The sequence below is a fragment of the Bradyrhizobium sp. Tv2a-2 genome (genome assembly GCF_000472425.1).
Classification (GTDB): Bacteria; Pseudomonadota; Alphaproteobacteria; order Rhizobiales; family Xanthobacteraceae; genus Bradyrhizobium.
This window is the reverse complement of the sequence record NZ_AXAI01000040.1, coordinates 24,700-37,917: the sequence shown is the minus strand read 5'-3', so window position 1 is coordinate 37,917 and position 13,218 is coordinate 24,700. Positions and strand designations below refer to the sequence as shown.

Genomic DNA, 13,218 nt, shown 5'->3' with positions numbered 1-13,218 from the left:
TTCCTCGGCATTGACTACGCGGTCGGCCTATGAAGACCGAGACTGCAGCCCGCGAATCTGACCGACCGCTACGGCACTGTTGGGGGTGCGCGTCCGGTCAGCTTCGCTCCGTCGAGCGACACCATCAAACATCAGACGTGATCTCTCCGGCAACCGCTTGACCATGGGCTAGCGAAAGTGCCAATTGCCTCTAACGATCGGGTACTTCACCTGCGCGCGATCAGATCGGAACGCTGCGCGGCATCAGATTGGAATACCTGCGCGCGATCATTGGAATCCGCAGATCAAGGCAGTGGAGGCCGCGCAGGATGCTCTCCTCGTCGAGGCGGGAAAGCCAGCCGGCGAGAAGAAGGGCGCACCGGCCCCGGTCACAATGCTGCTCGCCTTGAAGGGAATGGGCGCCAACTTCGCCGGCGTTCTCTGGTCGGAGGCCTTCTACCGCCACTTCGACAACCGTCGTCAGGTTGCTGCCTATGCCGGTCTTGCGGCCACGCCATGGCGGAGTGGCGGTATCGAACGCGAGCAGGGCGTGTCGAAGGCCGGCAATCCGCGGCTGCGCACAACCATGGTCCAGCTCGCCTGGCTGTGGGTGCGCCACCAGGAACAATCGGCTCTGACGCGGTGGTTCAAGACGCACAGTCAGCGCGGCCGCAAGCGTGCGATCGTGGCGCTGGCCCGCAAGCTGCTCGTGGCTCTGTGGAAGTACGTAACCGCTGGCGTCGTGATTGAGGGAGCCCTGATGAAGTCCGTCGCCTAACACAAGCACTCTCCCCAGCAAACTCAAAACCAATCTGCCGAGGTTCGATCAGCCTCAGCCGATCCGGGTGGACGAACCGATGGTCTGCACGGCCTCAAAAAGCCGCATCGAAGAATGGTCTCGTCCTCTCGAGCCTGCCCGCCGCAAGCGGAATGTTGGTGCAGTTGCCTCGCGCGACGACCGAATGTGAGTTTGATCTGGCAAGTAAACCAGATTGCCAAAAACTGGCTCGACCTTGGATCGCCATCGAAAAGAAGGAGTTATCTGGCCAGCCTACGCCCGACCACATCAGCCTGATGGCGCGCGCAGATCAAGTCAAGGCCAAGCCGCTGCGCGGCGGCCCTACGGGGCCGGCCTTTGACTTGATCTGCGCGCGCCATCTCTAAAGCTCCAAGGTCGGGACGAAGAGCTGGCCTGCAATCGAACAAAGAGCTGACCAACCACCTTGACACACTCAATCCCCATGTGAGCAGACCAGTGGCCGCTCGGGATCCGGCGCCTCGGCAGGTGACCGAGCGACGCGCCCCGGAAGGCCTGCGCCAAAATGGCGCGTGCCTATCCAGCGTCCCCGGACAAATCACGCCAAGTTCAACGAGTCAAAACCTCTGCATCTAGATGCCGTAATGGGCCGGCCTTGGCGAGCCTAGCCAGGTTAGGTGGCTGTCCCTCAGAATGATGATGTTGAAACGGAGTCCGAATGATCGGCTCCAGGCATCAAGTGAGGAACAGCCATGGACTATTATGCGGGGATCGACGTGTCTTTGAAAGAGAGCAGCATCTGCGTTGTTGACGGGACTGGCAAGGTCGTCCGCGAGGTCAAGGTCGCCAGCGAGCCTGAGGTGCTTATTGGCTATTTCGACGAGCTGGAATTACCAATCAGCCGCATTGGGCTCGAGGCAGGGCCGTTGTCGCAGTGGCTGCATGCCGGGCTTGTGGCCGGCGGACGCGATGCGGTTTTGCTCGAGACACGGCATGTGAAAGCAGCACTCTCAGCCATGACCGTCAAGACCGACCGGAAGGATGCCCGCGGGATCGCTCAGTTGCTGCGGATGGGCTGGTACCGTCCGGTTCACGCGAAATCGGTGCCTTGCAAGGACACCCGCGCCCTTCTCATTGGGCGCAAGCTTCTGCAAGGCAAGCTTCTCGACGTCGAACTCAGCATCCGCGGGATTTTGCGTGGCTATGGGCTGAAGGTCGGCGAAGTGAGCCGTGGACGGTTTGAAGCGCGCATTCGGGAACTGACAGCGGGGCACGTGACCCTGGAAACGGTGATTGGCGCGATGCTCGCTGCGAGGATGGCATTGTGGAACGAGTTCACCAGGCTGCATCGCGAGATGCTGAAAATCGCGCGGGCCGACGAAATTTGCCGGCGATTGATGAGCACACCTGGCGTCGGCGCTTTGGTCGCCCTGACATACCGCTCGGCGGTAGATGATCCATCGCGGTTCGTAAAATCCAGTACGATCGGCGCCTACTTCGGGCTCACGCCGAAAAAATATCAGTCGGGTGAGACCGACCGGGACGGCGTCATCAGCAAGGTCGGCGACGCCATGGTACGCACCGCGCTCTTTGAAGCGGCGCATATCATGCTGACGCATGCGACACGCTTCTCGAGCCTGAAGCGCTGGGCACTCGAGGTTGCGCGACGGCGCGGCATGAAGCGCGCCAAAGTGGCCCTTGCTCGCAAGTTGGGCGTTGTGCTGCATCGCATGTGGGTGGACGCGACCGAGTTCCGCTGGAGCAAGACCGCTGCGGCTGCATAGGAGGTGGAGAAGATTCGGAACGAGCCGGAAACGGTACGTTCTCCTGAGGGTCCCGTCGCCGGGACGAGAGCTTGGCAAGGTCGTGAGTAGTGCTGTGAATGCTGCTGCTAATCACGCGTCCTAGATTGACCTGTCGGCTCTGGATCTGATGGCATGGTGTGGCGGTCTTCGTGCCGACCACGGACAGAAGCATGATCCTGGCGATGAGATTTGTTCAGAGGGACTTGACGAACAAAGGCCCATTACAGAAGGCACTAAAGTGATTCATCACGGTGATTTTGACGATTTGATACCGAGCCATTCGAGGATGGGCAAGTTTTCGGGAGGCAAGAGAATCACGATGCTCCTGGGAACGCCGGGCTGACGGCGAATGAAGCCGTTGCGTTCGAGGGTGACGATCATCTGGTGGACCGACGGCGGGCTGACGCGGAAATGGCGCTGGATGTCGGCTTCGGCCGGTGGCTGTCCGAACATGTACGAATAGGCATGAATGAAAGCCAGATAATGGCCCTGCTTCTCGGTAAAGCGTGCGCCTGATTTTTGACTCATAGCAGGATTCGTCCCGGCCTCCGACAAGGAGGCGAAGCATGAATGTACGTTATCGGGTCGAATTGAGCCAAGCCGAGCGAGAGGAACTGACGGCGATGCTGAGTGGCGGCAAGCATGCCGCTCGCAAACTCAAGCGGGCCCAGATTTTGCTGGCGGTCGACACCGGCAGCCGCGACGAGGAGATTGCCCGGGCCGTCAGAGTAAGCGCCTCGACCATCTATCGGACCAAACGCCGCTTCGTGGAAGGCAATCTCGACCGGGCCTTGAGTGAGGAGCCGCGCCCCGGTGCGGAGCGCAAGCTGACCGGCAAGGAGGAAGCCCTGCTGGTGGCGACCGCGTGCGCCAAACCGCACGCCGGCCGGAGGCGCTGGACGCTGGCGCTGCTGGCCGACGCGATGGTCAAGCTCACCGATCATGACAGCCTGTCAGGCGAGACCGTGCGCCGACGGCTGGCCGATAATGACCTCAAGCCGTGGCGTAGGGACACGTGGTGCATTCCCCATGTCGATGGCGAATACGTCGCCCGCATGGAAGATGTGCTCGATCTCTACGCTGAAGCGAGTGATCCCGAGCGGCCGCTGGTCTGCTTCGACGAAACCCCCGTCCAGCTCATCGGCGAGGTGCGCCGGCCGATCCCACCTGAGCCGGGAAAGCGCGAGCGTTACGATTACGAGTACCGTCGCAACGGCACCGTCAATCTCTTCGTCGCCTTCGATCCGCATCGGGCCTGGCGCAAGGTCAAAGTCACCGAACGGCGCACCGCCGTGGATTATGTCGATGTCCATTACCCCAAGGCCGCCTGCATCCGTGTCGTGCAGGACAATCTGTCGATCCATGCCCCCGGCGCTCTCTACCAGGCCTTTGCGCCCGCCGAGGCCCGCCGCATCCTGCGCCGCCTCGAGTTCCACTACAGCCCGAAACACTCAACATGGTCGAGATCGAGATCGGCGTCCTCCAAGGGCAGTGTCTCGGTCGCCGCATCGCCGATCCAAAACGCCTTAGAAACGAGATCGCAGCATGGGAGCGGCAGCGAAATAAAGCTCGCGCTCGTATCAACTGGATGTTCACAACAGACAAAGCCCGCGCCAAACTGCGGCGCACCTATCCAGGCACGCCCAAAGAGTCAAAATCACTGTGATGAGGTACTAGCCGTCATCTCGTCCAACAGACCGGCGACCCACGGCTCGCCGGTCGCCGCAACCGAAAGCAGTTCGTCCCTGACGCGCTGCGCGGTCGCCGGGGCAGTCGGGCGACCGAGATGCCTGGCGAGCAGCTCAGGGTCGCGAACACGGACCCGCTCGATCAGGTGGCTCCGGTCGCTCTTGCCCCGTTTCACCTCGACGGCGCCGAACCTCTCCGCTGCCGCCATCTGGTCGTGGAAGCGGCTGACTTGCTGCGCGGTCGAGAGCCTGTCGTATTCCGGAGCCGCGGAAGCCGGCCGGGAACGATCGGGATTGCGTTCGCTCCTCTCCAGCAGGCGTTCGAGGAATTCGACGCCGACATCCGCTGTACGAACGTCGGTCATTCCGCAGCCTGGTCTTGCGGGACAACCTCAGCCTTCTCGGCGGCAATCAACTCGGATTTGAACACGTCGAAGCCCTTGCGGTAGGGATCGATCGCAACGATCGCGTCGCGAGCCTTCTCCGTCAGGAACTCGGTGTCGATCATCACCTGGTTGCCCAGGCGGTTCACGTTGACGACGGTGTCGACCACTTCCATGAACACGTGCCGTTTTTCGTCCGGGGTGGCCAGCATGACCTGGAGCCCCAGATCGCGCATGAATTCCGAGCACTGACCGATGCCCTTGGTGTCCAGCCGGTTGAAGGCTTCGTCGAAAATCGCGAGCGACAGTCCGCTATCGCCGGTGCGACGGTTCTGGTACGTCGCGGCCAGCGAGGCGCCGATGGCGATGTAGAACGGCAGTTGCCCTTCACCACCGGGACCCCGTGCCAGCGCCGCTCGTCAACGACGATCGGATCTTGCCCTCGGCATCCTGGATGTAGAGCTCGAAATTGAAATACTTGCGCGGGTCCTCGATATCCTCGGTCCGCGCCTCCGGATTCGACAGGATCTCCTCGATCTGGCGGACCGCTCGCATCATGGGAGAGGTCGCGTCCCCGCTGGGACCCTCGAAGAGCGGCAGATTAAACTCCGGCTTCCTGGATTCCTCTACGAGCTCGATCATGTCGACATGGGTCGGGGCCTCCAGCGCCTTGAACGAGTAGTAGTCCCGCCCGTGGAACTGACGATCCTTCAGGTGCCGGTTGAGCTCGTTCAGGGTGGCCTTGATGCCGGTGAAGGCGTCGTCGAGGCGATGCAGGAGATCGTCGCGGAATGCCGAGGTCATCTCGGTCGCGGCGTTGCGGCACTGCTCCTCGTACTGGACCAGCTCGTGCGTATCGAGGCGCTGCTTTTCAGCCGCGGCCCACTGCTCGACGGCCGCCGGCGTCGCTTCTTCGGCGGTAAAGGGCGGCCCGACATGGAATTCCTGACCATGCTTGTTCATCGCGCCGGTCATTTCGCGCATGAGGCTGGAGCGCCGCTCGGTCGAACGACGATCCCGATCCGCGACGAAACCAGAGATGAGGTTCTGAATGGATTCGGTGGCGATGGCACCGACCTGGACTCGGTAGTCCCGCATGGCCGTCGACTGCGGAAAACCTTCGCGCACTTGGTGTGCACGGCCGCGCCGACCCGATGACAAGACGTCACGGTTCTCTCGCACGTAGATTTCGTATGCACCCTCGGCACGGTCGCGTGCGGTTTGCGCCGCTTTGAAGGTCTCTTGTGTTGTATTTTTGAGCCGGCCAGCCACGCCGACCTCAGATCGCAAACAGTCCCGCTCCGAAATGAGCTTGGGATCGCGATTGCGCCTAGCATCCTCGATGTTCTTCTCGACGTCCGAGACCTTGCGATCGAACTCGACCAGCGCGGCGCCGCACGCCAGGCAGCTTAGTCCCGCAGCTTGCACCTTCTGGAATTGCGCAAACATGTCACCGAAGAGACTGGCGTCCTCTTCCAGCCGCACGACCTCACGGGCCTGCTCGGCGAGCCGGAGCGCGAGGTCTTTCCGCTCGTTCTCAAGTTGCTGGCGCATCTGAGCCTGCGTGGCGCGCCCGAGCTTCAGGTACTCCGGCTTGGGAAGCCGCCGGACCGTCCTGCCGCCCTGCACCATGCGGTCTGGGGTAATGGCGTTCTCGGCGGCGACCATCCTGTCCATGGTTTCCACCATCATCAGCCGGCCAAGCCGATAATTGAGGAAAGCCCGGGCATGCCGGTTTTCCGTGCTGATGATCTGCGCCAGCGAACCCTTCTCAGCAGGGCGCGTGCCGTCTGTCTTGGTCGTGTTGATGACCTCGGCATGCTGGAACGAATACTCCCCGCCCTCACGGTAGATTTCCAGCGCGCGGACTGCCCGACCGGGCTCGACGATAAGCGCCTCACGGGAGCGACCCAGGAAGGCCTCGGCCGCCATCCGCCATTTGTCGTCGCGGATTTCGACAAGATCGCACAGCGGCTCGGCTTCGATGCCGTGCGAGCGAAGCTGATCTATCAGATCGCGGGTCCCGCGCTCGATCGGGCTCAGCCCCTGGTCCATACGCTTCGGGTTGCTGTCGGTCTGATCGATACGATCCTGAAGATCCTTGGTCGCGACGCGGGCGTTGAAATGGACATCCGAGAAGGTCTTGCGGACCGTCGCAAGTCGCTCCTGGTCGACGGCGACAAGAGCCGCATCGAGATGGGATGCGCTGTCCTTCCAGTCCTCCGGGAGCGTCTTGTCCCATTCGGAAAGCGGCGCCCTTCCCCGGGCGACGACGACCGCACTGAGTAGCGCATGCAGCAGATCATCCCGGCGCACAAGCAGATTGCGGTCGACGGCCTTTTTGATCGAAGCGATCAGCCCATCGATCTCCTTGACCGGGGCCATGGCATTGGCGCGCTGGCCCACGGTGAAGTTCTTGTCCGACTCATACATCTGGGCGAGTTGTTCGCCGTCACTGGTATTGATCGACAACTCGACGGCCTTGAGCTCCGTCTCGAGCGTCGAGTGCCGGGTCGACGCGGCGACGGCTTCCACTTTCCCGGCGCCGTTCGGACCGATGATGGCGGTCATGCCGCGCATATCGACCTGCTGCACACGGAACAGGTACCAATCGGCCAGGATGATGCGACGGAGACCGACATCCGGCGACCTCAGACGGATCTCCACCTCGTCGCCGCCGAGCTTCGAGAGTTGCTCAATCAACCGAACGATCCGCTCCGCGGAGCCTTCGCCCATGACGTCCATGTAGTGGACAGTGGTACGGATGCGGCGTTCGAGGCGGTCTCGGAAATCCTCGATCTTGTCCATGAAGGGGCCGACGTCCTCGAAGACGCTCTTTATCTTTCCGAGCTCGGCGATGACGCGCTCCTCGGCCGTGCCGATCGTTGCGCCCGCGGCCATGACACGCTGCTCGACGTAGGCGCGCGAGATCTTGCCGACGAGGCCGGCGTCCGCGAGCATGTCGCCCGCCAGAGAGGCGATCGTGCGGCGGTGACGGTAGGGATTGTTGGACGTCTTGAGCTGCTTGTAGTCGGCGATCAGCAGTCCGTCGACGAAGTCCTGGAAGAACGTGCGAAGAATGGCCGCCGCGTTCGGATTGCCCAGGATGCGGTCCTCGATCTCGCGCATGCCGACCAGGATGCGGCGCATGCTGCGGGCGAACCGCGCAGCCGTGTCGTGCGCGTTGGCGAGACCTTGGGCCATGGTCTCCGGCTCCCGGAACGCAGCCTCCAGGTTGTTCTTGACGTCCACCACGGCGCCGGCGACGCGCACGCGACTGTTGCCGAAGTCGGTGATCGCGCCCAGCACCATGAACGCGTCCGGGTTCATGTCGACGTAGGTGCGCCACTTCTCGGTTTCTTCTGTGAGCCACCCGGTGTCGCGCAGCCGGTAGTAGGTCAAATAGTGGGCCCGGCTCGTCGTCTGGTCCTCCTCCGGATCGCCTTCGGTGAGATCGCCCATCGATCCGATGCCGAAGTCCGAAAGCCCGATCTCGATCTGTTTGACGACCTCTTCCCTGAGCGGCGTTTCCAGGATCCGGGCCGAATAGACCCTCTCGTAGAGGCGCATCAGGAGCCGGGCATATGCCAAGCAAAAGAACGTCGCGAACGCCAAGGCTGCGCCGATTGGCTCGGGTGACGTTTGGACTTGGACCGCAATTGATGCCGATACCAAACTGATCCTGACTTGGCTTGTGGGCGACCGCGACACCGCAGCGGCTAGTGATTTCATGGCCGATCTTAAGCCGCGCCTCGCCAATCGAGTGCAGCTCACTACGGATGGCCACCGCGCTTATCTAACCGCCGTTAGTGAAGCCTTCGGCCCAGACGGTGTTGACTATGGCATTCTGCAAAAGCTGTACGGCAGCGATCCGCAGCCTGAGAAGCGCTATAGCCCGGCCAAGCTGATCGGCATAGATAAGGACCTGGTTCTCGGTTCACCGGACATCAAGCACGTCTCAACGTCATTCGTTGAGCGCCAGAATTTGACCATGCGCATGTCCATGCGCCGTTTCACGCGCCTGACCAACGCCTTTTCAAAGAAGGTCGAGAACCACTATCACGCGCTCTCGCTCTACTTTGTTTGGTACAACTTCATTAAGCAGCACAAGACGCTGCGCATGACGCCAGCGATGGCGGCGGGACTCGTTTCCTCGCCCATGGATATGGCCGATATTGTTACCTTGATCGACCAGCGTGAAGGCTCGCCAAAGAAGCGCGGCCCATATAAGAAACGGCAACCAGTAGCAGCATGAAATATTTTGACAGGACTAATAGTTGCAGGGCAAAAAAGTAGGGCCGGCACCCGAAGGTCCGGCCCACTTTTGTCCACAGGAGATATGCGCTTGCGCAGTGATCCGCCCCGCGGCACGTGCCGAGAATTTACCACACGCGAGTCTCGATGCAATACCCCTTCTCGCCTATGCCTAACGTTTTGGCAGCCATCGAAGCAACTATGTCGCCGGCGCGCCTAACGCGGCATCTTTCTGCCGGAAAAGGCAATAAGAATCATGCCCTTAGGATAATACGTATGGAACGCAAGACTGTGTGAGGAATTCTACATTCCCATCCAGTTCACAGAAGTTGCACTTCGAAACGCGATCCACCGTCAGTTGACAAAACTCTACGGGGATAACTGGTTTGATCGATCAAAGTTCACCAACGTCATCCCCGATCGGCACAAAACTGAGATTGCCAAGACTGCGGCTGATGAACGACAAAAGCGCGGCAGGTCTTTCACCCCGGATCACGTAGTTGCTGGAATGTCTTTTGGCTTTTGGCAGAACCTCTTGGGGCGCAGTTTGGAATTTCTTCTCTGGCCTGATGGAATCAACGGCGCGTTCCCGCACCTACCAACGGGTTTTAGTCGTGATGAGGTTTACAAGAGGTTAGAGCGGCTTCGAAAATTTAGGAATTCAGTCATGCACCACTACGCAATTTTCGACAAAGGGCCGACTGACGAATACCGTAACATTCGTACACTGTTGCAGTGGATGTGCCCAGAAACTCTTTGGTTCATGTCCGAGCTTTCAAATCCCGCCGCAGTGCTTCAACGTCGCCCGACTTCTTAAAGAAATTTCAAACTGAGGCATTACCGTAACGTTGGCAACAAGGGGCGCACCCTCATTGTTAATGCTGCGAAACCCCTCGATTGAAACCTTCTGAAGATACCAGCCGCTCATTGCGCCGGGCTTTCCTCGCTGGAGGGTTGCTCGGGTTTGGTGGCCGCCGCGGCTGCATACAAGTCGTCGAGTAGCTCGTCGTGATCGACGGAAACTTCCAGACTGAGCTTTGCAAGAGATGCGGATATAAGGTCGGCCAAGGGACAATCGATTGTCTTGAGCGCAGTCGTAAACGCAGAAATATTTTGATCGACGGTTTTCACGTCGTCGATCTCGAACGCAACTGCATCCTTCGCCACTGATATCCCCTAGCGTGCTAAGCCTTCGCATGCTTCATCGATCCCACGTTGCGAGGCCCCCTGCCTTGGGGCTGTTGCTCAGTAACATTGGAACGATTTCGGCGCGTCTTCTACCGCGTTGTTTGCCTTGGCACGAGCACGGTGTTCGTACGTTTCGGACGCAACCAATGTGGAGGAACTGATCACCATTTTGTCCCCACGCGAACCCCACTTCCCGGCACCACTATCAAACATTAGTCGTCCATCCGGAGAATGCGAGCTGGCGGGTCTGGTTGAAGTGGAGGTCAGCGGAGCAAATGGTCCTGCCAATCTCTACTTGCACGACAAACGCTTTTGTGGCCGCTCCTCCTTCATGCTTGAGTTCTGGAGCGATATATCCGGCGCGGATTTGAGAGGCAAAGGAAACGTCGAGCTTCGCCTTGTTATCCCGCTACTGCGCGCTTGGTTACCAGGACGGTGATATCGAATCCAAATATCCGGTAGTGTTTCAGGAGGGACGACTTGGGCAGAAGCCGGAAGCCGACTTCGTCTGCTTCCATGGATTGAGAAAGAACCAGCGCTGTCGCTTGTAAGCCCGAACCCTTCTTTTCTCAGTCGGACGCTTCTTGGCCTTAGCCTTTCTTGCGTCTCGGTGCTGCGGAGGCCCCTTCGCGACCGTATCAATGGCACATTCAGAGCGCTCTCATGCGTCGGTGTGCAATTCTATCTCTGACTTAGAAGCGGATATCGACATGTCGCCTCAACCACTAGCTCGCGTTCGCCCGAAAGCTCCCGTCATAGTGACTCCTCGGGCAATAGCGTTGCGCCCCAAGTTGGGACTATTGGTCGCTGAGATCATTGCAAGGTGGGCATCCCTTGAGATCGGAATTGGAGCAATCTTGAGCCACATGCTGGGAACGGAAGCTGCGCCAGTTATGGCGATGCTCCATGCCGTCACAAGTGCCACCGCTCAGATGGATATGATCGAAGCGGCGGGTTGGACAAAGCTATTTGATCCCGATCTAGAAGCCTTTGAGGCGGTCATCAAAATCGCCCGCGCGGCAGCAAAAAAGCGTAACGCTATTGCCCATCACGTCTGGGGTTATACGGAAGAACTCCCCGAGGCGTTGCTTCTGATAGAACCAGAGGCCCAAACTGAGGTGGCTGTGAGGGTTCAAAAAGCGCTCTTCTCGAGCGCCGGGACGAGTATATTCACGCCTTCACCCGACATCGATCGGATTTCAGTGTACCGAGAGAACGACCTTGTCCAGATTATCGAAGAGCTAAAGTCGGTAGCCAAATGCGCTAGCATGCTGGTCTTGTACCTTCAGCGGATAGCGGCGCACGATCAAATATATCGCCAGCTGTGTGACGAGCCCTCGATTGAGGCAGCATTGAAATCGATCCGGAAGACTCGACCGCCTCGACTGAAGCAAACAATTCCAGAAACTGAGAACGGCTCAGCATAACCGCTTCTTCGGGCCGCCAGCTCTCAACGAATAGCCGGAAGCAGTTGTCATTCAATATACCGTTCTTGTTTGGTCAAAGTTATCATTCTCTCAATCATGACCATTGGTTGATCCATGAGCTCCGTTTGCGCTCGCCTGACTCGGGCAGCGTCCCGCTTGAGACACAATGATCTTTGTCACGTATCCAGGTTCCTTCCGACTCTTCAAGGCCAAGATGGAATAACCCGAATCTAGTCCAAGAGGACAACGATTATCTTTCCGGCCCCGAGCACCTTACCGGCGGTCGGCCGCGCGGAGAGAGGCCGGCATCGTATGCGGCTTCTCATTCCGTTGGAGCGCGACACTCGACGCTGCCTTCCCGCTTTGCTGCACGAAGATGTGGCAGGAGCGTTACTTCGCCCGCCCTTGCATTTGTCTGCAACGGCGATCTCCGCTGGGAGCAGCGCCGCCAAGAGTGAGGCAACTTCAATGACCGCGATCATCTAGCCATAAGGCGAGACCACAAACGTCGACATTCAATCCCCTTTTCTCGGTACTTCCATCGCCCGGCTCTAGTAAATCGCAGCTCCCGCACCGACATTGATCGATGCATCCTTCATCGTCTGCACGATGAACTCAATCTGATTGTCCGTCAGATGGGTGTGAAACGGCAGCGCAACGGCGCGATCGGCGATCTTTTCGGCCACCAGGAAATCGCCATGCCGATAGCCGAGGTCGAAGTAGTGCCGCTGCAGATGCAGCGGGGTGCAATAGGCGGCGGCTTCGACCCGTTCAACCCGGAGGTCATCGATAATGGCGTCTCGACTCGATCGCGTGAAGCGCGTCCCGAGATGGACGAGATAGAGCAACCAGTTTGCCTCGGTCACGTCAGGGCCGACATAGGGTGGCTTGATGCCCTCGAATGACTGCATATGCGCATGATAGAGCTGTTGGATCAGCCGGCGCCGCTCAAGGATTGCGTCGATACGCTTCAACTGCGCAAGTCCCAAGGCGGCCGAGAGATCGCTCATCGCGCCCTGATAAGGTGCAGCGCTGCTGACGACGACGGAAGAACGCTCATTCAGCCGATGCGCGCGATGACGGCGTAAGGCGACGGCCATATCGATGTTGTCGGTTACCACCATCCCGCCCTCGCCGCACGTCAGAGCTGATGGTTGCGCGAAATCGAACACAGCGAGATCGCCGAAGTTGCCGACCAGAATGTCCTTGTATTTCGATCCTATTGCTTCAGTAGAATCTTCCAGCAGCGCCAGCTCATGACGCCGTGCGATCGCGCGTAGCTCCAACCAGGATGCCGGATGGCCATTGGGGTTACCGGCAACAATGGCGCGCGTGTTTGGCGTGATCCGCGCTTCGAGCTTCGCAGTAGCCACGGCTCCGGACCAATAGTCGATCTCGGCAAAGACTGGCCGCGCGCCGGCGAGGCTGATGGCATGCACGGTCTCGCGAAACGAATAGGGCGAAGCTATCACCTCCTGTCCCGGTCCGATGCCAAGCGCCCTCAGTGCAAGCAGAAGCCCGATCGTGCCGCTTGGAACTGCGACTGCGTATTTGCGGCCGATATAGCCGGCAAACGCCTTTTCAAAAGCTTCAGCGATCGGCCCATTGGAGATACTGGTCGAGCACAATAGCGTTTCCACGGCAGCAAGCTCGGCGGAGGTGATGTCAGGATCTGAAAGAGGAATGAACGGTACATCCGCGCCGAGCAAGTCCGGGCCGCCGGCGCGGTCCTCCAGG

The 13,218-nt window shown here is 59.6% G+C and carries 11 protein-coding genes and 4 pseudogenes; 8 read left to right on the top strand and 7 right to left on the bottom strand.

All coding sequences use genetic code 11. The annotated features are described in order from the left end of the window. Nucleotides 1-280: 280 nt before the first annotated feature. The 3 genes and pseudogenes from A3AI_RS0139205 to A3AI_RS0139195 all read left to right on the top strand — a co-directional run. A pseudogene (locus tag A3AI_RS0139205) lies at nt 281-757 on the top strand (transposase); the annotation flags it as partial. 152 nt (nt 758-909) lie between these two features. Further along, a complete protein-coding gene (locus A3AI_RS49035; protein ID WP_024520719.1) occupies nt 910-1,143 on the top strand; it encodes a hypothetical protein in 234 nt (77 codons plus the stop codon). 345 nt (nt 1,144-1,488) lie between these two features. Beyond that, nucleotides 1,489-2,520 (top strand): IS110 family RNA-guided transposase, encoded by a 1,032-nt coding sequence (locus tag A3AI_RS0139195; RefSeq protein WP_024520718.1) that lies wholly within the window; start codon nt 1,489-1,491, stop codon nt 2,518-2,520. A gap of 267 nt (nt 2,521-2,787) precedes the next feature. On the opposite strand, the gene A3AI_RS0139185 is transcribed toward A3AI_RS0139195, so the two are convergent. Next, on the bottom strand, nt 2,788-3,069 hold the full coding sequence (locus A3AI_RS0139185; protein WP_024520717.1) for a LexA family protein: 282 nt from the start codon (nt 3,067-3,069) through the stop codon (nt 2,788-2,790). 38 nt (nt 3,070-3,107) lie between these two features. On the opposite strand from A3AI_RS0139185, the pseudogene A3AI_RS44545 reads away from it, so the two are divergent. Beyond that, nucleotides 3,108-4,207, top strand: a pseudogene (locus tag A3AI_RS44545) (IS630 family transposase). Here the strand turns inward: A3AI_RS44545 and A3AI_RS0139170 are convergent. The 4 genes and pseudogenes from A3AI_RS0139170 to A3AI_RS44540 form a co-directional block, all read right to left on the bottom strand. After that, entirely contained in the window at nt 4,199-4,594 is a 396-nt protein-coding gene (locus A3AI_RS0139170) for a DUF3322 domain-containing protein (protein ID WP_024520714.1), read from the bottom strand. The pseudogene A3AI_RS44545 and the gene A3AI_RS0139170 overlap by 9 nt on opposite strands. After that, nucleotides 4,591-4,848, bottom strand: a complete 258-nt coding sequence (locus A3AI_RS49690) for a hypothetical protein (RefSeq protein ID WP_245287055.1) — start codon at nt 4,846-4,848, stop codon at nt 4,591-4,593. Before A3AI_RS49690 ends, A3AI_RS0139170 begins: the two co-directional genes overlap by 4 nt. Before the next feature lie 54 nt (nt 4,849-4,902). Then, a pseudogene (locus A3AI_RS49685) lies at nt 4,903-4,962 on the bottom strand (hypothetical protein); the annotation flags it as partial. Nucleotides 4,963-4,999: 37 nt separating this feature from the next. Beyond that, nucleotides 5,000-8,182 (bottom strand): Wadjet anti-phage system protein JetA family protein, encoded by a 3,183-nt coding sequence (locus tag A3AI_RS44540; protein WP_245287056.1) that lies wholly within the window; start codon nt 8,180-8,182, stop codon nt 5,000-5,002. Here A3AI_RS44540 and A3AI_RS44535 point away from each other — a divergent pair. Together A3AI_RS44535 and A3AI_RS48465 are read left to right on the top strand one after the other, a co-directional pair. After that, a pseudogene (locus A3AI_RS44535) lies at nt 8,181-8,867 on the top strand (IS1 family transposase); the annotation flags it as partial. The gene A3AI_RS44540 and the pseudogene A3AI_RS44535 overlap by 2 nt on opposite strands. A gap of 357 nt (nt 8,868-9,224) precedes the next feature. Next, a complete protein-coding gene (locus A3AI_RS48465; protein WP_156928144.1) occupies nt 9,225-9,683 on the top strand; it encodes a hypothetical protein in 459 nt (152 codons plus the stop codon). A 107-nt stretch (nt 9,684-9,790) separates the two neighbouring features. Here the strand turns inward: A3AI_RS48465 and A3AI_RS0139155 are convergent, their stop codons facing one another. Further along, nucleotides 9,791-10,033: a hypothetical protein gene (locus A3AI_RS0139155; protein WP_024520713.1), complete on the bottom strand. Its 243-nt coding sequence runs from the start codon at nt 10,031-10,033 to the stop codon at nt 9,791-9,793. A gap of 169 nt (nt 10,034-10,202) precedes the next feature. Here A3AI_RS0139155 and A3AI_RS48460 point away from each other — a divergent pair, with 169 nt between their 5' ends. Both A3AI_RS48460 and A3AI_RS0139150 read left to right on the top strand, forming a co-directional pair. Next, nucleotides 10,203-10,493 carry a hypothetical protein gene (locus tag A3AI_RS48460; RefSeq protein WP_156928143.1) on the top strand — a complete coding sequence of 97 codons (291 nt, stop codon included), beginning with the start codon at nt 10,203-10,205 and terminating at the stop codon, nt 10,491-10,493. Nucleotides 10,494-10,911: 418 nt separating this feature from the next. Beyond that, nucleotides 10,912-11,481 (top strand): hypothetical protein, encoded by a 570-nt coding sequence (locus tag A3AI_RS0139150; RefSeq protein WP_198030340.1) that lies wholly within the window; start codon nt 10,912-10,914, stop codon nt 11,479-11,481. A 551-nt stretch (nt 11,482-12,032) separates the two neighbouring features. Here the strand turns inward: A3AI_RS0139150 and A3AI_RS0139145 are convergent. Then, nucleotides 12,033-13,217 carry a DegT/DnrJ/EryC1/StrS family aminotransferase gene (locus A3AI_RS0139145; RefSeq protein ID WP_051382734.1) on the bottom strand — a complete coding sequence of 395 codons (1,185 nt, stop codon included), beginning with the start codon at nt 13,215-13,217 and terminating at the stop codon, nt 12,033-12,035. Nucleotide 13,218 lies beyond the last annotated feature (1 nt).